The sequence below is a fragment of the Planococcus sp. RAB007_Raresut genome (genome assembly GCF_057369535.1).
This window is the reverse complement of the sequence record NZ_JBXYIF010000006.1, coordinates 293089-314202: the sequence shown is the minus strand read 5'-3', so window position 1 is coordinate 314202 and position 21114 is coordinate 293089. Positions and strand designations below refer to the sequence as shown.

Here is a 21114-nt window from a genome sequence, read left to right as displayed (position 1 = left end):
AAGAATGTCAATCCATAGAAAATTGGCGATGGTGCTGGCGGCACTGGTATTAGCTTTAAGCGGTTTGTTTACCGGAGGAGTCGCGGATGCGGCAAAACCGGATAAGGGCAATAAATTGAAGCCGATCGATGTATCGCTTCGGATAATGGGCACGACAGATTTGCATACGAACTTCATGAATTATGATTATTATCAGGATAAAGTGTCCAACGAGCTTGGGCTCGCGAAAACGGGTGTATTAATAGAAGAAGCCCGTGCGGAAAACCCGAATAATGTTTTATTGGATAATGGAGATTTGATCCAGGGGACACCATTCGGCGCGTATAAAGTATCGGTAGATCCGCTCGAGGAAGGCGAATTGCACCCGGCATACGCGGCGCTGGAATCCCTTGATTTTGATGCGTCGACTCTCGGGAACCACGAGTTCAACTTCGGATTGGATTATTTGGATGAGGCATTGGATGATGCGCCGTTCCCGGTCTTGAACGCGAACGTTCTGGATGCGGCAACAGGGGAGAATAAATACCAGCCTTACACTGTGATCGACAAAGAAGTAGTTGATCAGATGGGCAGAACACGCACGCTGCAAGTGGGCGTCATCGGTGTTGTTGCACCGAAAATCCTTCAATGGGACCGCACGCATCTTGAAGGCAAAGTCGTTGCCGAAGACGCAGTGCAGTCAGTTGAGAAATTCATTCCGCAAATGAAAGCGGAAGGGGCTGACGTCATCGTCGTTCTTTCGCATTCAGGAATTGGTGATGCAACACATGAAATCGGTGAAGAAGATGTAACGTATCAGATTTCCCAAGTCGAAGGCGTTGATGCCATCATCACTGGCCACGACCATGATGTATTCCCAGGCGCATACGGCGATTTGCCGAATGTTGACCAGGAGCAAGGTACGATCAACGGCACACCGGTTGTCATGGCCGGCAATTTCGGCAGCCATCTGGGTGTCATTGATTTGACATTGAGCCCGCGCGGCAACGGCAAGCGTTGGGTAGTGACTTCCGAGAAAGCGGAACTGCGTGAAATCGATTCAACGACTGGAGAAGTTGCTGAAGAGGTAGTGGAAGCGGTCAAGGAAGCGCACGAAGGCACGATTGAATACGTCAACACACCGGTTGCTGAAACGACAGCACCGATCAATAGTTATTTTGCTTTAGTAAATGATGATCCATCCATTCAATTGGTCAATAACGCACAGAGCTGGTATGTGGAGCAGCAAGTGGCAGGCACGGCGAACGAAGATTTGCCGATTCTTTCAGCTGCGGCACCATTCAAAGCAGGCGGCCGTAACGGCGGCGATTATTACACGAATATCGAAGCCGGGCAGATTGCGATTAAAAACGTCGCTGACCTCTACGTGTTCGATAACACGACATTCGCATTGAAAATGACGGGTGCAGATGTACAGGAATGGCTTGAAATGTCAGCTGGCCAATTCAATCAAATCGATCCGAATGCCAGTGGCGAGCAGCAATTGGTGAATAACGATTTCCGTACGTATAACTTCGATGTGATCGACGGCGTCACGTATGAAATCGATGTAACGCAGCCGGCGAAATACGATTTGGCTGGCAATGTAGTCAATGAAGGCGCGAACCGCATCAAGAACCTTTCTTATGCAGGCGAGCCGATCGACCCGAATCAGGAATTCCTGGTAGCGACGAATAATTACCGCGCAAGCGGCAGCTTCCCAGGCGTTGTCAACGCGACGGAAGTGATCGACTATGCTTATGAGAACCGTCAAGTAGTCATTGATTATTTGGAAGAGCAAGAAACGATCGATCCTTCTGCAGATGACAACTGGACGTTTGCACCGGTTGCAAGCGAGCAGTCAATTGTCTTTGAGACATCCAACAATGCACAGGACAAAATTCCGGCAGACAGCGGCATCACATATATTGCGCCGACTGTGAACGGTTTTGCGAAGTATGGCATTGCGATAGACTAATAAAATCTTGAGAGTGTGGCCCATCCGCGGATTGCGGGTGGGTTTTTTGATGTGTTTGTGGTGATATTCGCTTTGGCGCTCAGGAGAGGCCTCCCGCTACAAGCCTGGCTGGAGTGATGCCAGTCTTGTAGCTTCGGCCACTCCATAAACGCGCCTTTGCTTGGGGTGGGGGTTGAGAAGAGGAGAGGTGGAGGAGGAAGCAGTTCTGGAAGTGTTGTTATTTTGAGCTCATTTCTTCGGTACCTTCTATTTAGAGGGAGTAGAGTTATGTTGACGGATAGCTTGATTTTGTTGTCGTAGAGAGTCACTTTGTTGACGTATAAATCGCTTTTAGTGACGGATAGCCGATTTCAGCTCATATTTATCTGAAATGACGCTAAATAAGAAGCTAAAAAAGATTGGTTTGAAGCAGCTGGCGCATGCCAGCTGCCTGGGCGGCGCGCCGCCCGATCAAAACAGTTCTTGGTCTGTTATCTTATGGTTTTGCGTTTCTATCTTATGGTTTGGCGATTCTATCTTACGTTTGAGAATTCTTATCTTACGGTTCTTGCGCCTGCTCCTAAATCAGCCGCTTGGAAGCGATAGATCTGGCTGCGTGGATGCCGCTCGTCGCCGCGCCGATAGTGCCGCCGCCTGGGAAGATGTGATCTCCGCAAACGTAAAGGCCAGGGAGGCCGGAATGATGCGAGATGGAATTGAAGAGCGCTGAATCCAAGGTTTGGGGGAATCCGCCGACAAAGCCGTTGGGTCTGCCGGTGTAACGCTCCCATGCTTTGGGTGCGCCTTTTTCCAGATGAACAATCGATTCGCGGAAAGCGGGAATTTGCTGCTCAATTGCCTGGAGCATGCGCTCACTTAGGATTTCTCTGGTAGCTTCGTATTTTTTCTGCGTATCCCAAAAGCCGGCTTTGGAATGGGTGGAAATTGTCACGGTCTGATAGCCGGCAGGTGCCCGCAACAAGTCACCGGGAAGCGAGGCGGACATGAAGAAGTGGGCGCCTTCAGCCATGCCGGCTCCTGTTGAAATTTGCCGGAAAGGAGGCAGCGGATGGGACAATTTGCTGGAATCGACCGCAATATACAAAGTCAGGGTGGTCCACGTTTCACTCCTTGCCCCCTCGAGGAGGGGTTTTTTTAATTTTCGTGCGAGTTCCGGTGGCAGCATGCCGGGGAGCAAATGGATTGGGGCATTGACGATGACTGCATCGGCTTCGTATTTATTGCCACGGTGATCGGTTGCAAGCCAGCCTTTTTCGTTTTTCTCCAGGTGGGTGACAGTGCGGCGTTTTTTCAGCACACCGCCATTTTCCTTGATGCTTTCTCCCATGAGCTCGGCAAATCGATACAATCCGCCGGGTACATAATAAGCGCCTTCGTGATAGATATCGAGTGCAACGGCAGCCAGTAAATAGGAAACATCATCGGCGCCGGTCTGCATGCTGTCGATCAGCAGCCCGTCCAGCATGTGCCGGAATGCTGGAAGCTGGCCGAGGCCGTGACGTTCCAGGCGATCGCCAAGCGTCTTGTTGAAATGCGGTAGAAGTTTAGTATGGACAGGTCGGATGGCGCCGACTAATGCTGCCCATTCCTTCGCTGTTGCCGGCGGCAGTGCAGGAAGCGGATCCATCATTGTGCGGACGATTGAAGCAGTAGCGTAGACTTCCTGATAAAAGGCACGGATCTTCGCCTCGTATGCGGGAAAGTGGCTGATGATTGTATCCACATGCTGTTTGCGATCCTTCAGAAAAACAAAGGAATGATCAGGGTGGATCATCTCCATAACGTTTTCCAGCGGTTCGAGCGGCAACGGCTTTCCGAGGAAACGGAACACACGCTCATGAATGCCGCCGTTTTCCAGGCCCATGCCGAGTGTCGCACCGGCAGGGAACAGGAATTTATGCCGTTTGAATTTACCGGCGCAGCCACCCAGTTCAGAGGATGCTTCGAGAACTGTAACGTGGTCCCCGTTTTTAGCCAACAGCGAAGCAGCGGTCAATCCGCCGATGCCGGCGCCAATTACTAAGACATTTTGCGGCATGTCCAACCCTCCTCGAAAGTTTGATTTTTATTCTATAAAAATAAAAATATCTTGGATGATGCTTACGAAATACCGAAGCACAATTTATTTATTAAAGTACCACAGTTCTTGTCAGTGAGAAAATTTGCAGACTGAAAAACATGATATTCCATATTCTCACAACTGCCTGGTTGTGCTACTCTGAATATAGCAGTGGAGGGGATAGAAGATGTTTACATACCAGATTGATGAAGAGTTGTCGTTGAAATTATTGGAAGAGAAAGATGCGGAGCGGGTGTTTGAGTTGACGGACGGTTCGCGTGCTTATTTGAAAGAATGGCTGCCGTGGCTGGATTTCACGAAGACGGTTGAGGACTCGCATGATTTTATTCGCATGAGCCGCAAGAATTATGCGGAAAATACAACGTTGAATACAGGAATCGTCTATAAAGGTGAAATTGTTGGGCTGGCCGGGTTCAATGAACTGGCGTGGGCGAATAAGACGGCGAAGATCGGTTATTGGCTGGGGCAGGATTATCAAGGGCACGGGATTATGACGCGGGTGGCGGAAGCGCTGACGGAAATTTCGTTTGGGCATCTCGGCATGAACCGCACGGAAATCCGCGTTGCGACCGGCAACTTGAAGAGCCGCGGAATTCCCGAGCGTCTTGGGTACACGGAAGAGGGGACGCTGCGCCAGGTGGAATGGCTGTATGACCATTTTGTCGATCACATCGTTTATGGAATGCTGGCGTCGGAGTGGAAGAAATAAGAAGCCGATTTGAAAAAAGAAATTAATAGTTTTAAAATAAAGCCTATGCCTTTAAAATTTAAGGGCAGGCTATTACCTTAGAGCATGGAGGAAAACACAATGAAATTTTTAGGAATCGGAATTGTCACGGCTGCCATCAGCCTGTTGCTCGGCTATTTCCTGGAAGACTGGAACCTGGCATTCCTGATCGCAGGAATTCTTGGAATCGTCGGTGTCCTTTGGGCATTGCTGTTTTCAGGTGTACTTAAAGGAAACAGCGGCATGGAGCGCATGACCAGCTCAGAACGCCGCAAAGAAAGCGCAAGACGCAACGCGAGAATGAGAAATGCTTTTTTATTCGCATTGCCGAATCTATTGGCTGCCCTGGCAGCACTGTGGATTTTCTAATACACATCAACGACCTTCGAGCCATATGGGCTTGGAGGTTATTTTTTTATTGTAAAAAGGAATTTTTAAATATTACGGCGAATTAAACCTGTAGATATGAGATAATCTGGAAAAGGGTGGAGGAGGCGCAGTGTGGTAAAGAAGATTTTAATAGGTGCTTCACTAATGGTTTTAGGGTTTGTAATTAAAGATTTAAGAAGCGGGGAAGGAATCGCTTTGGAAAATATCCTGATATACGGAGGTATAGCTTTGGCTGTTATAGCGTTCAAGGAATGGGTTGAAGTGCCATACGATTGGGATAAGCATAAAAATAAAAACAAAGATAAGGATAAAGAGAAGAAAAATCTCAATTAGGTTGGGATTTTTTAATTTGTTGAAAATAGTATTGGTTGTAAAACCGATATTACGCAAAACAGCTTCGAAGACTTAGCCGACGGCTTTGAGGCTAAGTCTTTGCGACGAAGCAGCGTAGCGATGCAGGAGCACGAATTTTAGTTTGGTTAGTCAAAAGTAGTTTTCACTTCGCTGTTTTGCTCCATATCTCAATTGGTTTTTAATCTAAAATATTACATTTACTTCGCGAAAAACAGCAGAAAACGCTCCAAGGTTTCCATTTTCAGAAAAAGGGGAATACTTTGGGAACAAATTTTTTTAGGGTTATACCATCACATGAAGCGAAGGAGGGCATCCGATGTTGGGATATTACAGCAAGCTATCAACGGAAGTCTATGGAGTCGACAAGCCGATAGGGACATCGTTCGGCGATGTGGAGTTCTATCTGGACCGGCTCGCCGGCATCACTGGACGCATTCTTGAACCGGCAACCGGGACTGGGCGTATGCTCGTGCCTTTGCTTGAGAATAATCTAAGCGTGGACGGATTCGACAGTTCACCGGAAATGCTTGAGATGTGCAAAAAGAATTGCGAGGAACGCGGGTTGACGCCGAATCTGTTTGAAGCGGATATGCTGACGTTTTCGCTTGGCAAGAAATATGAGGCAATCGTTGTTCCGGCCGGCACATTTCTTTTATTGCATGAACGGGAAGCTTCGTTCAAAGCGTTAAGGAATTTCCATCAGCATTTAAAACCGGGCGGCAAACTGATTATGGATCTGTATTTGCCGACGGACAATGAAGTCGGGAATTCGACGCTGCGTTCATGGGAAATCGAAAACGGCGAAGTGATCACGCTTGAAACGACGACGAAAGAAATTGATCACATCAATCAATTCAGCGTTTCGCATAACCGCTACGAGCGGTGGAAATGCGGGAAATTGTTGGATACAGAGCTCGAACGTTTTGCAATGCGCTGGTACGGGGTGGAGGAATTCCGTACGATTCTCGAGAATCACGGATTCCGCGATATTGTCATTTCCGCCGATTACCAATACGGCAAATATCCGGATAGTCCGAAACAGAGCATCACGTTTGAGGCGGTTGCGGAAAAATAAATACAGCAAAAAGAGCCTGGAAAGTTATCCAGGCTCTTATCTTTTGGGTTTATTTCGCTGCCGTTTCTTCATCGTTGCGATATTCCAGGATATCGCCGGGCTGGCAATCGAGGGCTTTGCAGATGGCCTCGAGAGTCGAAAAGCGGATCGCTTTCGCTTTGCCGTTTTTCAGAATGGACAGGTTTGCCATGGTGATGCCGACCCGTTCCGTCAGTTCCGTCACGCTCATTTTCCGTTTTGCCAACATAACATCAATATTGATAATAATCGCCATTATCGTCACCTCAGACCGTTAAATCGTTTTCAGATTTTATTTCAATCGCATTTTCAAAAAGTTTTTGGAGCACTGCCGCAAAAACGGCGATGACAAAGGCACCGAATGTAATGACCATGCCAAGCCCGCCAAGTCCCGGCGCGTCATCGACCTGTGCCATGTAAAGGATGAGCGGCAGGCACAGAATGTAAATTCCCGTAATGGTCAGCGCGCAATACTTGATGTTTTTCAGCGCTTTGACCGACAGTTCCGAGAACGCGATGTTCTTATCGATGTAACTCAGCAGCTTCAGCGACTGGTACAGCGCAATAAAATAGGCGATTGCCGTTATATAGAGGGCAATCATGAAGATCCATTGCAGGAAAGCCCATTCCGGCAAGAGTTCAGCCACAAAAGAGCTGATCGGCGGCACGACAAATATGCAGATTGCCAGTACCGGCAGCGCCATCAGGACGATGACGATTTTCAAAAAGATGGTTTCCCGTTTCATATTCAGCACCTCGTTCACAATTTCTTATATTGAAGATACCATATATTTTATCGAATATCAATAAATAATTATTGAATATGAATTGGTTTGGTGGTGTTAAAAAACATTTAATCAAATTAAATGAGAAGAACGCCGCCCGAAGGCAGCGTTCCATAAAGTTATTTTTGATTATCGCTTCTTAATTGTTCGAGCAATCCGTCCTCAAGATCGTCCAGGTATTCTATCTGTCCGATTTTCCCTTCTTCAGGGACGATGGCATTGCCTTCGAAATTGAATTGTTCCGATTCACCGTTCTGATCTGTGTACTCCACATCAAAAGTGAAGTCATATAGGGTTTCACCGTTTTCGCTCTGTGTTATTTCAATATTGGAAGGCGTTAACTCATAATCGTGTTCAAAACGGGAATAGGTAAATGCCGTAGTCGTATTTATGAAATTATCATAGCCATTCTCTGTAAAATAGGAGGCGTAGGTTTCTTCCATATAGCTCATGAGTTCCTGGTATTCGGGTGATTCCAGGAATGCCTCATAATCCTCGCTATATTGTTCTGAAACTTGGGCTTCCTCCATCGCATTCCACTTTGCGATATATTTTTCGTCAGGGCCATTGAACTCTTCTTCGATAACAGCCAGAATCGCCTGTTCGCTCTGATCGGCTGTGCCTTCTGCTTCGGGTTCATCATCTTCAGCTGTTCCATTGGCTGAACATCCCATAATCAGTAAACTGGTGAAAATTAAAATCAGGATGCTGAGCGCTTTTTTCAAAAATGCAGGTTCGTTATTTTTAGTAAAATACATCATCGTTCCTCCTCATAGAATGTCTGATTTCCTTGGCGGCTTCATTAAAAAGTCTTTATATAGAGTAATACGAATGAAAGCAAGAAAAGTATCGCTTTTCTTACAATTATTTTACAATTAAAGATTGATGCAAAGAAAAAACCGCCAATTCAGCTGTGAATTGGCGGTCGTATTGTTGAATTAATACTATCAGGCATTTTCGTTTTTCTTTTTAAAATACGGTCGGGCACTCAGATAACCGCCGACCAGCATGCACAATGCAGATAAAGCGAATAGGACTGATTTGCCGTCTGTATGCATGTCAGAATTGGCGACGATCACGACTATCAGGACAGGCAGAAATATGAATGGAAGATACTTTTTATCACGCATTGGTGTCACCTCTCGTTTCATGAGATTGTTGGTCGGCATCTTTCAGGCGGTGGCTTGCATTGATGTAGAAAAATGAAGCGATGATGAAAAGAATGACTGTCAGAATCATGGCGATTCCGGAATATTGCCCGTCAAATAAATTAAAGTTCAGCAATGTAACAGCCATGATTAAAATCAGGCATATGTATAATCCTTTAAGTTGGTTCATAGTAACACCTCCAAACAGTTGCAAATCTTAGTTAGATAATCATGCTTAAAAAGAAAGGTGCTGCTAAAAGGCCAAAAATTAGCAGGGCGCCAAGCTTGCCGTCCATTTTTCTGCGCAGAAATTCGAAGCGTTCCTCAAGTTTTTGAGAAACGACAAGCAGTCCGAAAAATAAGACCATATAAACGGCGTAGGCAGCCCAGCGGTTTTCACCAAGCCTTGGTTCGATGCCAAAGAAAAAGACGGTCAGCAAAAGCATGACCAATACCATATAAAGTAACGTACCGATCTTCAAGATAACCCTACCTCACTTCCGATTAAGGTCAACCGCATCCCATATCAGAAACTTCAATTTCTCTTCATCAATTTCGTCTGCTTTGCGGATTTGGACGTGCCGCATTTTCTTGCCGTCGCCTTCGAGCAGATTATTGCGGTCTTCCAGTTCCGTGCCGCGGTAGAATCCGAAATTGACATGGCTCTTCGCGGTCTGCATATAGCACACCAGCCCTTCTTTCGAATAGCTCGGTTTTGACCATTTGATCTGTTCATCGATTTCCGGATATGCTTCGAACACCACGCCTCTTAAGCGTTTGACGATTGCCTGCACCGGTTCGCCCAGCCCGTCGATGAATTCGTCCACTTGCGGATCCAATTTGCTTTGCATCCTTGCCGCCCCCTTTTCGTCTATTGTTATACTCATTATAACGTTAATGATGTGCCAATTGGGGATAGTTTACAGAATCGTTTATTCAAATAAAACCGGAAACTACTGTAAGGGGGACTTCACGTGCAGCAATACCAAGGATTTTTCATTACGATTGCATTAATTTTACTAGTTGTGCTCACCAGCCGTTATTTCAAATGGTGGGTGAAAGGGATAATTACAATCTATTACATCGCTTTTGCTTATATTTTCATCACCGTCAGAAATGAAATCGATCAAAAATACGAAGGCATACGGGCGGTGCCGGAAGCTTATTGGGACGAAAATTCAGAATGGGTCTACAATACGAGCTATTTCTTGTATGTGCCGCTTTTCGTGATTCTGGTCTACATCTTTATCAGGTGGATCCGACGGGCGGAGACAGCCGGGGCTAAGGTGCTCATTGTGCTAACCATCATTCCAGTGACGCTTCTTTTCCTGTTTTCTCATTTTCTGTTCAACTTCGGTTACGGCTATCGTCCGTAAAAGATTTTATTTATAAATTAAGCCATGATATATTTTATTTATAAATAAAATCGAAGGTGTGAAGATATGGATTTCAATGCAAAGAATTTCGGACAGATTCTGCGATTTCTGCGGGAGCATGACGGCTTGTCGATGCTGTCGCTGGGGAAAAAGCTGGGGACGTCGGCCAGCCGCATCAAGAGTTGGGAAAACGGCGACTCGGTGCCGTCGGCGAAATGGATTGTCGCGCTGAGCAATGTGCTGGATGTGCCGGTGGATGTGCTGCTCATTACGCCGAAGGAAGAAGTCGTGCATTACAGCGACGCGGAATGGGACGATATCATGAATGGCATCGCGGCGGAAGACGAAGTTGCGCCGGAGGACTGGCTGCCGGTGGAATTGACGAAGGCGGATTATCTGGAGAGGCTGCTGTCGATTTCAACAGAGTTGAGCAAGCAGGATGTGTTGGAGTTATATACGCTGGCGAAGGTGAAGGCGGAAAAGGCTGAACGTTGATATAATCGTCTGAACGTAGATATAATCACCTGAACGTAGATATAATTTTTTGACCGTTGATATAATTTCCTGAACGGAGATATCCGTCGAAAACTATATATTTCTTATCCGATTCTCCCTCTCACAAAAGTCAAAAGGGTAAGAAAGGACGCTTTTCGCCAGCGAAAAGCCCTGATTAGAGCAGACCCTAAAACCAAAAACAAAAAAAGACGCATTTCGCTCGCGAAATGCATCCATTAAAATGGTTTTAAAATGGTTCCGTCAAAAAACGCCGCAGCTGCAAATCAGCCACGGCATTTTTTTATACTTTGATTTCCTTGATGACACGGGCAGGGTTGCCGCCCACAACCGTATTGGCGGGCACATCTTTCACGACAACCGCGCCTGAAGCAATGATGGTATTATCCCCAACAGTGACACCGGGATTGATGACAGCGCGTCCGCCGATCCACACATTATTGCCGATGCTTACCGGCTTGCCGAATTCCTTGCCGGCGTTGCGCTCATTCGGATCGAGCGGATGGGCAGCCGTGTAGATGTGGACACCCGGCCCGAGCATACAATTGTCGCCGAACCGGATTTCGCAGACGTCCAGCAGGCACGTATCGAAATTGGCATAGAAATTTTCGCCAATGTGGATATTATAGCCATAATCGCAGCGGATATTAGGCTCCACATAAAACTTATCGCCCGTCGAACCGATCAATTCCTTCAACAGCAGCTTCCGGTCCGTGCCGTCCATCTCGGAAGACTTATTGAACAACCGGCTCAGCCGCCGTGCATTCAACCGCTCATTCTGCAATGTATTGTCAGTCGGATCATACATCTCCCCATCCAACATTTTCTCCTTCTCGCTTTTCACCCTGCATCGCCCCTTTGTCTGAAACTTGCTACCGCCATTATAGCAGTTTCTTTTCCGGTCACTCCAATAAAGTCGGAATTGCCGTTATTTAAAAGGAGGATTATGTTCATTTAACAGATAGCGGATGTGAGACGCTGTATAGAAAGATTTTAGTGTCGTATAGATGATGGATGTTGTCGTATAACGGTATTTTGTTGCCGTATAAGCTTTTTCACTTCAAATCCTCATCTACATTAGTACTCACTCATCAAAAAAGCTGAATGGTCGCAGTCCGCCGCGCGGACTGCTGGGGCGGGGCTCTGGCCCCGCCCGTCTTTCGGCCAATAAGGGGGTTGCTCTTTGGCTGAAGGTTCGATGACATATAGAGAAACTTTAGTGTCGTATAACCTGGTTTTAGTATCGTATGGATGAGTGATGTTGTCGTTTAGATAAAATATAGTGACGTATAAACAGATTTTATTAACGTATGGAAATTTTCATCTCACAATTGAAATAAACCATACTCAAGCCGGAGGCATTTTCCACCAAAAAACGGGGTATGAGTTTCATAAGGAGTGATACGGATGGCATTCGATTATGATTTGGATTATGAGAAATTGGATTTGCGGAAGAATCCCGAGTTATATCGGGTCGGCAAAGGGGAGCAGGGCGTGCTGCTGGTGGAGCCGTATAAGAGTGAGATTTTGCCGCATTGGCGATTCAAGACGCCGGAAATTGCGCGGGAGTCATGTGAGAAGATTTCGGAGATGTTCGAGGAATACCGCAAGCAGGATGATTTTGTCGGCATGGACATGGCGCGGAAATTCATCCAAATGGGTTATACGCGGGCGCGGCGCTACACAAATTACAAAGGCGGCCGCAAATACAATGAAGACCGCACCATCAAAGAACGGCAGATTGACCCGGTGAAAGCCGAGTCGGCGGCGATTTTCAAGAAGCGCTGGGATGAAATTAGGGAAGATGAGGATTACAACAGACGCAAAAGGGAGCACCAGCATAAATACGGTGAATTAAAATCTAAGAATAAAAAGGCGGATCAATCAATGGGTGAAAACGACTTTCCAAAAGGCGTCGGCAAGCCGGCAACCAGAGCGTTGATCGGAGCGGGTTACAATAAGGTCGAACAATTGAAAGACGCCACTGAAAAAGAAATCCTGGAGCTGCACGGAGTCGGTCCGAAAGCGATCCAGGTGTTGAAGAAAGAACTCGCCGCAAAAGGGTTGGAATTTAAAAAGTGAAAGAAAAAACGCCATTCCAATAGGAACGGCGTTTTAAAATGCGGCCATTTCACTGACAAGCTTCGCCAAGCGCTCACGCGTCTCCGGCAATCTTGCCTTAATTGCTTCATTGTCCCAGACTTCATCCGTATAAAAGCTGGAGAAGTCCTGATCTTTCTGGCGCGGCACGATGTGCATGTGGAAATGCGTGAGGTCGTCAAACGTGCCGCCGTTCTGGCAAATCGAGATGCCGTCCGGATTATAAGCAACCTTAATGGCACTCGACAGCCATTGCGCTGCTTTCATCACCGACAGCGCCGTTTCTGTATCGAATTCATCGATAAACCGGTAATGCTGTTTCGGCAAAATCAGCACATGCCCTTCATTGAACGGATCGTGGTCAAGGATGCACGTGATCCACTCGTTTTCGTAAACGACATGTGTTTCCAATTCGTTATTGGCCAGCTTGCAGCCCAGGCATTCATCTATCTTTCCCATAATCCTGTGCACCTCCCGAATTTATTACCACATCGGCTCGTTTTCGTTTGTCAGTTCAGCCATCTGCGGATACGTCAGCATGAAGACGGTGAAAAGAAAGAACGCAACCGCCAGCACCGAAACGATGTTCAGGTCGAATAACCAGGCAGAACCTAACAGTATTACTGGGGGGAAAAAGTTTGCAATCCCCATTCGTTTCCGTGACTTCTTCGTCAGGTATTGTGTTTTGCCGCATTCCGGGCACTCCATTCCTTCACCGAGCGTAAACGACTTGCGCAAAGTCGTGCCCCATGACCATTCGTTTTTGCAATTCTCGCAGTGTGGCATCTGAAGTCCTCCATTCGAATCTATGTATATCTTTCCCTCATGCTAAAGCATACAGCTAATAAATTCCACAGCATTTCCCGGGAAATAAAGGATTAATTTACTTTTTAGCGTCAGCTTTCTTCTTCTTTTTGCGGTATCGGAAACGCCAAATATAATAGATGGCCAAACCAATCATCATGATTAAAAAGGGCAGATATCTGGATGTGGGTTCACTCGTGAATAAAGCGATGGAACCAAGTATAAAAGCTGGAACCATGATCAGAAACCACATCTTCACTTCTTTATTCTTGAAACTCATATCAACTCGCTCCGCCAACTCCTTCACCCCTTCCGAAATATTTCTGATGGATTCATTAATATCATGCTATAGTATTTATACGATTGAAACAGTTTGAAGTTTCAAGAAATTCCTCTTGTAATATATATTTTTGAAATAGAAGAAAAGCGTGCAACTTCCGCTAAAAAGATGCGTTTATTTAGGAAGAGATGATAATAGAAAGCAGGATGAAACATGGAATGGTTGGATTTACTGAAAGCCCTCATTTTGGGCTTTGTGGAAGGCATGACAGAATTTGCGCCGGTATCGTCAACGGGACACTTGATCATCGTCGATGATATGTGGCTGAAATCACAGGAGTTCTTGGGGAAGTACCCAGCAAATACATTTAAAATCGTGATTCAATTAGGTTCGATTCTGGCCGTGGTCGTTGTATTCTGGAAGCGGCTGTTCAGTTTGGTCGGCCTTTATAAAATAGACGGCAAGCCCGCCAATTCACGCTTCAACTTATTGCACGTCATCGTCGGCATGCTGCCGGCAGTTGTGCTTGGCTTCGCGTTCAAGGACTTGATCGATGACCATTTGTTCGGTGTCGAAACCGTCATTTATGCGTTAATCGCCGGATCGATCCTAATGATCGCCGCAGACAAATTCGGACCGAAAACGCCGTCCGTCAACAGCCTCGATGAAATCACCTACATACAGGCATTCAAAGTCGGAATGGTACAATGTTTGTCATTATGGCCAGGCTTCTCGCGCTCCGGCGCAACGATTTCCGGAGGCGTGCTGTTTGGACTCAACCACCGCACCGCCGCGGATTTCACGTTCATCATGGCTGTGCCGATCATGTTCGGTGCAAGCCTCGTGTCAGTCCTGAAAAACTGGGACACATTGTCGATGGATTATTTATCGTTCTATATCGTCGGTTTCGTCAGCGCTTTCGTCTTCGCTTTGATTTCCATCCGTTTCTTCCTGAAACTGATTTCGAAAGTCAAATTGATGCCGTTTGCCATTTATCGCCTGATACTCGCGGCAATCCTGATCGTCATCGTTTTCTTCTAAAATAAAAGCCAGCGAATCATGAGCGGAAGATTGCTCGTGATTCGCTGGTTTTTTTATCTCTTATAATTATCAGAATAATAAGGTAAAATTATATGGAGAGGAAATAACTGGATGAGAGCATGAGTTAACAAAGAAAGGGGATGTAAGATGAAAAAGGGGATAATCGGGATTCTGTTGCTGCTTATTTTAAGTTCCTGTGGAATTGGAGAAAGGTATGAACTAAAAGGGAGCAGTGATAACTGGGAAGTTTTTTATGCAGTAGAAGTATCTAGTCAAAACGATGCGACAGGCACAGGCACATTAGAATATACAGGTGCAGAACCGATTCCTGAGAAATTTGATTACATGATACACTACAAACAAAGCGGGTCAGGTACAACCAACAATGAATTGACCGACAGAAAAGTGAACTTTGGAAATTTCCAATGTGAGTCCTGTTATTTTGATGAAGACGATGAAATAGAAGTTGAAATTAACTGGGATGGAAAAAAGGAAAATATTCTTTTAATAACAAATAATGATTAAACGCCACTGCTTATAGCAACTTAGAAAAAGCCTCCTGAAATCGTCAGTTATAAAAATTGACGATTTCAGAAGGTGATTTTTTTGCGGAACGTTATTTTTAGTTGGATTTATTGAAGGTCATTCCTCTTTCATTCCTCTCAAAAAGTCAAACATTTCCTCCACATCATTCGACTTGAACAGCATGCCTTCCCCGTCAAAAACGAGAACTGCCGGGAACTGTTCAATCTCCAGTTCTTCTTTGAAATCCACCACAAAATCTTTATCGTATTCATGCCAGGAAGCACCAACCTGTTTCCCGGTATCTTTGAGTATATTGTTGGCCTCTTCGAATAGAGGTTCGGCATCCTTCATCTCTTTAGGCAATCTTTCCCCGTACTCATACATGATGACAATATTAATGTCACCGTTACGCCCTAAAAGCCGGTCATATTTTTCCTCATATGTCATGTCCAATAGGATAATCTCTTCCGCATAACCTTCAAAACTGTCGCCTCGTGGCGGGTTGATCTGTACTTTTTGCCCAAACTTGATGTCATCAAGGGAAGCTTCGGTGCCATCTTCGTTTCTTACGATAGTCTCATCGTCATAATGAGCTTCGTAGCCGATTCCTTCACCAGTTGTAACAGGCCCGTCATGCCGCTTTTCCCATTCTGAAATACCGACCCCGAGAATCTTGTTTTCCTTATCCGGCGGACCAGTTGTGCCGATCATTTTATCATCTTCGAACTTGGTTGCAGCAGACTGGTCAACTTCGTCATCATAGATTGTTTCTTCGACTGTGTCCTCGGTGCCGCATGCGGAAAGCGTTAATGCAATAAACAACAGACTTCCAAAATAGAGTGATTTGAATTTCATCTTTTTACTCCTCTCAATTAGACACAGCTTAACTGCTTAAACCTCAAGTTAACTCTCAGGTGTTTCTTCTTTTATTTCTTCCAAAAACTCATAAACCTCATCCACGTTAGTGGATTTGAACAGTAGCTCTTCCTGGCCGTAAAAGAGGATTACCGGAAACTGTTCAATGTCCAACTCTTCTTTATAATCGACCACGTAGTCGGGGTTATACTCAATCCACCCAGTGCCGACACGCTGGCCGGTTTCTGCCAGAATTGCGCCGGCATTCTCAAACAGCGGATCTCTCATTTCATCGGGAAGGGAAGTGCCGGATTCATGCATCACCACAATATTATAACCACCTCTATGGGCCAGGAACTTTTCGTATTTCTGTTCGTAAGTCATGTCCAAAATCACAATTTCATCGGCATGGCCCTTGAAATCGTTGCCTTTTGCGGGTGGGGTGACCAATAGGTTGTGGCCGTCTTTAATGACATCAATAGAGGCTTCTGTGCCATCTTCATAGGTGATGGCAGTTTCTTCTGAAAAACTGGCGTAATAGGCATAGCCTTCTTCTGTTTCAGAGTTTGAATCCCGTTTCTTCCATTCCGATATTTCCATTTCAATGACGTGATCTTTTTTACTGACTACCCATCCGATCATCTCTTCATGTTTATATTGGAAACCTTCTTCGCCAAACGCATTGGCATCTGAGCCGCCTTTGCCACATCCCGATACAACCATTATTCCAATCACCAGAACTAAGATGGAGCCAATTACTTTCTGCACATATTTGCCCCCTTCGCACAATAGATGATTCACCTATTTACCCAGTAGACTGATAAAAGCCGAAAACGTTTCATCCTAGATCAAACGCCCTTCAAATCTATTCCTGATTCGAAGGGCGCTGCCGGTTAATAGTATTGCTGTCATTCTTGGAACAATAATTTTTTATTCGTCCGTTTCATCGTAGAAATTACATTCAAACACTTTCACTTCAAAGCCGGATTTCACGACTTTCGGGAAGCCGCCCTGGTCATAGCATTGATCCGAAGAGGTTTTCACCTGCTGGTAGCTGAAATACGATTGTGTTAAAAAGATGGCGCTTGAAATCAGCAGCACGCCTGCGAATAAAAGAAATAGTTTTTGCCATGCGTTCATTTTGTTTTTCATGATGGACACTCCTGTCAGACATTAGATGGTTTTATTAGCATAATTAAAGGCTAACATAATATGGCATTTGTTACAGCTGAATTCCAAAAAATTTAATGAAATCTGATAAATTCATAAAAAAGTGAATCTTTTCCAGTAGTTCATACGTCTAAAAGGTATAGGAAATAATGCAGAGGGGTTTTTGTATGCTTAAAAAAATTGTACTGGCAGGCGGCACCGGTTTTATCGGACAATATTTGGAGCGCACATATACAAATCAGGGCTATATCGTCCATATCATATCGAGGCAGCCGGGGCAGATCTCTTGGAACGACGAGGCAGCGATGGTCGATGCGCTTGAAAATGCGGGTATGGTTATTAATCTAGCGGGAAAATCAGTGAACTGCCGTTATAACGAAAAGAACAAACGTGAAATTTATGAATCACGGACGCGGACGACTGAAGCGCTGGGCAAGGCGATTGAGAAATGCCAAAATCCACCGCTGCTTTGGATCAATTCCAGCACGGCGACGATTTACCGCCACGCGGAAGACCGGCCGATGACGGAATCGACCGGAGAACTCGGAACCGGATTTTCGGTGGATGTCGGCAAGGCATGGGAAGATATATTCTTCCGTTTCAACTTGCCGAAAACCCGACAAATCGCGCTGCGTCTCGCCATTGTGCTCGGAGCGGACGGCGGCGTGATGGATCCTTATATCAATATGGTCCGCTACGGCCTCGGCGGAAAACAAGGCGAAGGCAAGCAGATGTTCAGCTGGATTCATATCGAAGACGTCTACCACATCATCGAATTCCTGAAACAGCGAAAAGACCTGACAGGCATCTTCAATGCTTCGTCGCCGAACCCAGTAACCAATAAAGAGTTGATGGAGCAGATGCGTAAAGCGATGGGGCGTCGCAAAGGTTTGCCGGCGCCAGAGTGGATGCTCGAAATGGGCGCCGTTTTCATCGGCACAGAAACGGAACTGATCCTGAAAAGCCGGTGGGTGCTGCCGGAGCGTCTCGAAAAAGCAGGCTTTCATTTCGAATATGACAGCCTGGACCGCGCCCTGTGGCAAATCCTCCAGGAACAAAAGCAAGAACAAGAACAGTATTAAGCGCTGTTCCGCTTTATCGCGGAGCAGCTTTTTAATTTGAATAGAAGAGAATTCACAAAGGAAAGAGGAAATCCGTTAAGTTTGGGGAACATAGTTTAGTAGAGAGTAAAGAACAAACGTTTAAAGATAAAAATTCATTTCTTACAGAAGACCGAGTATAATCTTCTAAAAGAAGAGTTTAGGGGGAAGACGATGAAATACTTTACAAAAGAATGGTATGACGAGATGCAAGTGTCCAGTTTTCTGACCTTCCCTGAAACCGAAGAGCAATGGGAAGAAGATCTGGCGGGCTACCGCGGGCAGGACATCGATCCCGCGGAACTGCAGCGTCGTGACCTGGAAGATAAGAAAGAGGATCTTCTGAAGTTTTTGCCTGAAGCCTTTCATCCTTATATTTACGACGGCACGATCAATTCCAAATACCCGACGCCTGAGTTTCGCGAAATGGCGGACAAGTGGGAAGCGGATTACGAAGCCCGTTTTGACGCGCTGCTCGATGATTACAGCCGCCACTACGAATCCATCAAGGAATCTTTGCCGCCTGGCGCGATTCAGCTGACTGAGAAAAGTCTGCATGATTGTGTCGTGAAAAACGTTCACCAGCCATCCGATGATGAAGTCGTTCTCCTCATCGATTGCAGCGGTGGCTTCCATTATTTCAAAGATGTTGAAGTGAAGTTCACGGGAGCGAGCCAAGTCGTAATTCCTGAAGACATCATAGGTGCCAGGTGGCTGTATAACGAACTTTACTTGAACGGCGACCGTGTTGAATTGCATGTGCTGTTCGATACGCCGATGACAGAAGTAACGATTATTTGCAGAGATATTCAAATTGAGGAATTGGAATAAAACCAGTTTTTCTTTTTAGGTTAATTTGTTAATAAATTCCTAATAATAAGACATTAGAACCTATAAAGTATACAAAATACATGAAAATCATCTTTTTTGAATTATAATTGCAAAAATCGCATCTTTTATTTCAACTGGGAGTTTAGCCTTAGATGAGGCGGGTAGTTTGAGATAGAGGGGTGACGAGATGCGAGCAGATGAAAGATTGATCAAGGCTTTATTGCAGCAGGATAAAAAGGCGTTCGAAGAGTTGTATGACCGTTATCATTTATTGCTGTGGAAAATTGTCGCCGAAGCCGAATCCGATCATCGCATTTGCGAACAGCTTGTCACACAGGTATTTAAACAAGTATGGCACAAGCCGCACGAATTCATGGGCGAAAAAAGGCTGGCATTGCTGCTGATCGAATGCTGCCGCGCCAAGATGAAGGAGCGGCCCAGGCCGCGGGCAATTTGCCTAAATCCAATAGAACCACAAGTATGCTGCGGATAACGATTCCGCAGCTTTTTGTTTTTTATTTACCTGACAATAAACCAATACACACAGACAATCCCCAGATCGCCGAGGCCGTGGCCGATGATGGTGGCGGTGATAGAACCGGTGCGTTCACGGATATAGCCCCAGAACAATCCGGCTATCAGCACGGGGATGACGGCGACGAGCGTGTAGGCGACTTCGAAAAGCTGCATGACCGTCAGCACATGATAGAGCGTATAAAAGGAGGCTGTCACAATAATAGCAGTGGCCGCGCTGCCTTTTTTACGGATTTTCTCGAACATATAGCCGCGCCAATATACTTCTTCCAGCACCGGATTGAGCAGAAGCAGCACAAGTACGAGCCAGAGTTCACCCGGTCCGATAAAGCCCCAATAGACGAGTAGTTCCCGCAGCGATTCCACATCCAGTAGATATTCATGCAGCCAAATCATCCCGCCGAATATGAAAATGAAGAAGACCATCCCGCTGACAATTCCCAACAGGAAGCCGTGCTTCGATAATTGTATGCGCTCTTTCGGAAAAGCTTTGCCGAAAAGAGGGACGCCCAGCAGCCAGCCATAGAACAGCAAAAACGTCGCGGCAACATTTTCAATCAGATACAAGCCGATATACATCATGATCGTCGGGCCAGTCAGCAATAAAATCATTTTCATCGCAATCTCTCCGAATCATCTGTCTTGAATTTTGCCGCTATCGGCTGTAAAAAGGCATCGACTGCAGCGTTGAATTTCCTGAATGAGCGAGGCGGCACTTGATGGTCACCGCCTTCAATAAAGACAACCTGCGTCTGCGGCGCCGCTTTCTGAAACGGAATCCGGTAATGATGCATCGGCTTTTCCAGCGTTCCGTAAACCAGCAGAATCGGCATCTTCAGCCGGTGCAGCGAATGGGTCGACACATAATCCAATCCGGTCCGGCAGAATTCATACGAGCGCTGCGGATCCGATTTCCGCGCAAGGTGATAAATCTTTTTATCATCACCAGGATAGTATTTATTGAGTTTCGCCTGCAATTTTGCAGCAACCGGCACCATCCGGAATTTCGCCAAATACATCACCGTCTTGATGAAGAATTTCGGCGAAAAATTATTCAGCTCCGAATAGCCGCCGGACAGGATGATGGCTATCGTCCTTTCGGGATAGTTGAGCGCAAACTCCTGCGCCACTAAGCCGCCGTGCGAGTAGCCGCAGACGACCACTTTGTCTATGCCGATCCGGTCGAGGAGTTTTTTGAGGTGTTCCGCCAGCAACTCAATCGTCAGCGGCACATCGCCTTTCGAGCTGTTGCCATGGCCGGCCATATCGAAAAAGATGGTCTGATATTTTTCGGCAAGCGGTTCCTGATGCATAAACACATTATGCGCCATTACGAACGGATGGATGAAAACAATCGGCAGTCCTTCGCCTTTTGTCTGGTAATAAAGCGTCAGCGAGTCATCAATTTTGGCATAGGACATAAAACGGGATCCACTCCTAAATGAAGATAC

General features: G+C 46.0%; 30 protein-coding genes and 1 pseudogene. 14 read left to right on the top strand and 17 right to left on the bottom strand.

Translation table 11 applies throughout. The annotated features are described in order from the left end of the window. Positions 1-4: 4 nt before the first annotated feature. Positions 5-1957 carry a bifunctional 2',3'-cyclic-nucleotide 2'-phosphodiesterase/3'-nucleotidase gene (locus AC2Q9J_RS14405; RefSeq protein ID WP_499040992.1) on the top strand — a complete coding sequence of 651 codons (1953 nt, stop codon included), beginning with the start codon at positions 5-7 and terminating at the stop codon, positions 1955-1957. A 559-nt stretch (positions 1958-2516) separates the two neighbouring features. Here AC2Q9J_RS14405 and AC2Q9J_RS14400 read toward each other — a convergent pair. After that, positions 2517-3995, bottom strand: coding sequence for a phytoene desaturase family protein (locus AC2Q9J_RS14400; protein WP_499040990.1), 1479 nt, complete (start codon positions 3993-3995; stop codon positions 2517-2519). A gap of 208 nt (positions 3996-4203) precedes the next feature. On the opposite strand from AC2Q9J_RS14400, the gene AC2Q9J_RS14395 reads away from it, so the two are divergent. The 4 genes from AC2Q9J_RS14395 (at position 4204) to AC2Q9J_RS14380 (ending at position 6583) form a co-directional block, all read left to right on the top strand. Continuing rightward, entirely contained in the window at positions 4204-4746 is a 543-nt protein-coding gene (locus AC2Q9J_RS14395; protein ID WP_499040988.1) for a GNAT family N-acetyltransferase, read from the top strand. Positions 4747-4845: 99 nt separating this feature from the next. After that, a complete protein-coding gene (locus AC2Q9J_RS14390) occupies positions 4846-5133 on the top strand; it encodes a DUF5316 family protein (RefSeq protein WP_084242925.1) in 288 nt (95 codons plus the stop codon). A gap of 132 nt (positions 5134-5265) precedes the next feature. Beyond that, positions 5266-5487, top strand: coding sequence for a hypothetical protein (locus AC2Q9J_RS14385; protein ID WP_499040986.1), 222 nt, complete (start codon positions 5266-5268; stop codon positions 5485-5487). Positions 5488-5824: 337 nt separating this feature from the next. Further along, complete coding sequence (locus AC2Q9J_RS14380; protein WP_499040984.1) at positions 5825-6583, top strand: class I SAM-dependent methyltransferase; 759 nt, start codon at positions 5825-5827, stop codon at positions 6581-6583. A gap of 49 nt (positions 6584-6632) precedes the next feature. Here the strand turns inward: AC2Q9J_RS14380 and AC2Q9J_RS14375 are convergent, their stop codons facing one another. The 7 genes from AC2Q9J_RS14375 to AC2Q9J_RS14345 form a co-directional block, all read right to left on the bottom strand. Next, positions 6633-6857, bottom strand: a complete 225-nt coding sequence (locus AC2Q9J_RS14375; RefSeq protein ID WP_499040982.1) for a helix-turn-helix domain-containing protein — start codon at positions 6855-6857, stop codon at positions 6633-6635. A 10-nt stretch (positions 6858-6867) separates the two neighbouring features. Then, the gene (locus AC2Q9J_RS14370) at positions 6868-7347 is read right to left on the bottom strand and encodes a DUF2975 domain-containing protein (protein ID WP_499040980.1); all 480 of its coding nucleotides are present in this window, start codon (positions 7345-7347) and stop codon (positions 6868-6870) included. Between the two features lie 158 nt (positions 7348-7505). Next, positions 7506-8144, bottom strand: a complete 639-nt coding sequence (locus AC2Q9J_RS14365) for a hypothetical protein (protein ID WP_499040978.1) — start codon at positions 8142-8144, stop codon at positions 7506-7508. Between the two features lie 189 nt (positions 8145-8333). Continuing rightward, positions 8334-8516, bottom strand: coding sequence for a hypothetical protein (locus AC2Q9J_RS14360; RefSeq protein WP_499040976.1), 183 nt, complete (start codon positions 8514-8516; stop codon positions 8334-8336). Further along, positions 8509-8724 (bottom strand): hypothetical protein, encoded by a 216-nt coding sequence (locus AC2Q9J_RS14355; RefSeq protein WP_499040974.1) that lies wholly within the window; start codon positions 8722-8724, stop codon positions 8509-8511. Before AC2Q9J_RS14355 ends, AC2Q9J_RS14360 begins: the two co-directional genes overlap by 8 nt. Before the next feature lie 31 nt (positions 8725-8755). Next, positions 8756-9016 (bottom strand): hypothetical protein, encoded by a 261-nt coding sequence (locus AC2Q9J_RS14350; RefSeq protein WP_499040972.1) that lies wholly within the window; start codon positions 9014-9016, stop codon positions 8756-8758. A 12-nt stretch (positions 9017-9028) separates the two neighbouring features. Beyond that, on the bottom strand, positions 9029-9385 hold the full coding sequence (locus tag AC2Q9J_RS14345) for a DUF1801 domain-containing protein (protein ID WP_499040970.1): 357 nt from the start codon (positions 9383-9385) through the stop codon (positions 9029-9031). Between the two features lie 123 nt (positions 9386-9508). Between AC2Q9J_RS14345 and AC2Q9J_RS14340 the strand changes: the two genes are divergently transcribed. Both AC2Q9J_RS14340 and AC2Q9J_RS14335 read left to right on the top strand, forming a co-directional pair. After that, positions 9509-9910 carry a hypothetical protein gene (locus AC2Q9J_RS14340; protein WP_499040968.1) on the top strand — a complete coding sequence of 134 codons (402 nt, stop codon included), beginning with the start codon at positions 9509-9511 and terminating at the stop codon, positions 9908-9910. 66 nt (positions 9911-9976) lie between these two features. Beyond that, a complete protein-coding gene (locus AC2Q9J_RS14335) occupies positions 9977-10405 on the top strand; it encodes a helix-turn-helix domain-containing protein (protein ID WP_499040966.1) in 429 nt (142 codons plus the stop codon). A gap of 301 nt (positions 10406-10706) precedes the next feature. Here AC2Q9J_RS14335 and AC2Q9J_RS14330 read toward each other — a convergent pair whose 3' ends face one another. Further along, on the bottom strand, positions 10707-11267 hold the full coding sequence (locus AC2Q9J_RS14330) for a maltose acetyltransferase domain-containing protein (RefSeq protein ID WP_499040964.1): 561 nt from the start codon (positions 11265-11267) through the stop codon (positions 10707-10709). A 563-nt stretch (positions 11268-11830) separates the two neighbouring features. Here AC2Q9J_RS14330 and AC2Q9J_RS14325 point away from each other — a divergent pair. Next, positions 11831-12274, top strand: a pseudogene (locus tag AC2Q9J_RS14325) (DUF4385 domain-containing protein); the annotation flags it as partial. Positions 12275-12310: 36 nt separating this feature from the next. Beyond that, the gene (locus AC2Q9J_RS14320) at positions 12311-12505 is read left to right on the top strand and encodes a helix-hairpin-helix domain-containing protein (RefSeq protein ID WP_499041075.1); all 195 of its coding nucleotides are present in this window, start codon (positions 12311-12313) and stop codon (positions 12503-12505) included. Positions 12506-12538: 33 nt separating this feature from the next. On the opposite strand, the gene AC2Q9J_RS14315 is transcribed toward AC2Q9J_RS14320, so the two are convergent. From AC2Q9J_RS14315 to AC2Q9J_RS14305, 3 genes are all read right to left on the bottom strand, one after another. Next, the gene (locus AC2Q9J_RS14315; protein ID WP_499040962.1) at positions 12539-12994 is read right to left on the bottom strand and encodes an HIT family protein; all 456 of its coding nucleotides are present in this window, start codon (positions 12992-12994) and stop codon (positions 12539-12541) included. Positions 12995-13006: 12 nt separating this feature from the next. Continuing rightward, positions 13007-13309: a TIGR04104 family putative zinc finger protein gene (locus AC2Q9J_RS14310; protein ID WP_499040960.1), complete on the bottom strand. Its 303-nt coding sequence runs from the start codon at positions 13307-13309 to the stop codon at positions 13007-13009. Between the two features lie 97 nt (positions 13310-13406). Then, positions 13407-13607 carry a hypothetical protein gene (locus AC2Q9J_RS14305; protein ID WP_499040958.1) on the bottom strand — a complete coding sequence of 67 codons (201 nt, stop codon included), beginning with the start codon at positions 13605-13607 and terminating at the stop codon, positions 13407-13409. Positions 13608-13820: 213 nt separating this feature from the next. On the opposite strand from AC2Q9J_RS14305, the gene AC2Q9J_RS14300 reads away from it, so the two are divergent. Both AC2Q9J_RS14300 and AC2Q9J_RS14295 read left to right on the top strand, forming a co-directional pair. Continuing rightward, positions 13821-14648, top strand: coding sequence for an undecaprenyl-diphosphate phosphatase (locus AC2Q9J_RS14300; RefSeq protein ID WP_499040956.1), 828 nt, complete (start codon positions 13821-13823; stop codon positions 14646-14648). A 147-nt stretch (positions 14649-14795) separates the two neighbouring features. Then, a complete protein-coding gene (locus AC2Q9J_RS14295; protein ID WP_499040954.1) occupies positions 14796-15173 on the top strand; it encodes a hypothetical protein in 378 nt (125 codons plus the stop codon). A 117-nt stretch (positions 15174-15290) separates the two neighbouring features. Here the strand turns inward: AC2Q9J_RS14295 and AC2Q9J_RS14290 are convergent, their stop codons facing one another. The 3 genes from AC2Q9J_RS14290 to AC2Q9J_RS14280 form a co-directional block, all read right to left on the bottom strand. Next, complete coding sequence (locus AC2Q9J_RS14290; protein WP_499040952.1) at positions 15291-16028, bottom strand: hypothetical protein; 738 nt, start codon at positions 16026-16028, stop codon at positions 15291-15293. 48 nt (positions 16029-16076) lie between these two features. Further along, positions 16077-16796: a hypothetical protein gene (locus AC2Q9J_RS14285; RefSeq protein ID WP_499040951.1), complete on the bottom strand. Its 720-nt coding sequence runs from the start codon at positions 16794-16796 to the stop codon at positions 16077-16079. A 162-nt stretch (positions 16797-16958) separates the two neighbouring features. Further along, positions 16959-17180, bottom strand: a complete 222-nt coding sequence (locus AC2Q9J_RS14280; RefSeq protein ID WP_499040950.1) for a hypothetical protein — start codon at positions 17178-17180, stop codon at positions 16959-16961. A gap of 185 nt (positions 17181-17365) precedes the next feature. Here AC2Q9J_RS14280 and AC2Q9J_RS14275 point away from each other — a divergent pair, with 185 nt between their 5' ends. The 3 genes from AC2Q9J_RS14275 to AC2Q9J_RS14265 all read left to right on the top strand — a co-directional run bounded on the left by AC2Q9J_RS14275 (position 17366) and on the right by AC2Q9J_RS14265 (position 19622). Continuing rightward, positions 17366-18280, top strand: a complete 915-nt coding sequence (locus AC2Q9J_RS14275) for a TIGR01777 family oxidoreductase (protein WP_499040948.1) — start codon at positions 17366-17368, stop codon at positions 18278-18280. Positions 18281-18472: 192 nt separating this feature from the next. Continuing rightward, positions 18473-19129, top strand: a complete 657-nt coding sequence (locus AC2Q9J_RS14270) for a DUF4085 family protein (RefSeq protein ID WP_499040946.1) — start codon at positions 18473-18475, stop codon at positions 19127-19129. A 187-nt stretch (positions 19130-19316) separates the two neighbouring features. Then, positions 19317-19622 carry a hypothetical protein gene (locus AC2Q9J_RS14265; RefSeq protein WP_499040944.1) on the top strand — a complete coding sequence of 102 codons (306 nt, stop codon included), beginning with the start codon at positions 19317-19319 and terminating at the stop codon, positions 19620-19622. 26 nt (positions 19623-19648) lie between these two features. On the opposite strand, the gene AC2Q9J_RS14260 is transcribed toward AC2Q9J_RS14265, so the two are convergent. Then, positions 19649-20281: a CPBP family intramembrane glutamic endopeptidase gene (locus AC2Q9J_RS14260; protein ID WP_499040943.1), complete on the bottom strand. Its 633-nt coding sequence runs from the start codon at positions 20279-20281 to the stop codon at positions 19649-19651. Continuing rightward, positions 20278-21084 (bottom strand): alpha/beta fold hydrolase, encoded by an 807-nt coding sequence (locus tag AC2Q9J_RS14255; protein WP_499040942.1) that lies wholly within the window; start codon positions 21082-21084, stop codon positions 20278-20280. Before AC2Q9J_RS14255 ends, AC2Q9J_RS14260 begins: the two co-directional genes overlap by 4 nt. Positions 21085-21114: the final 30 nt, after the last annotated feature.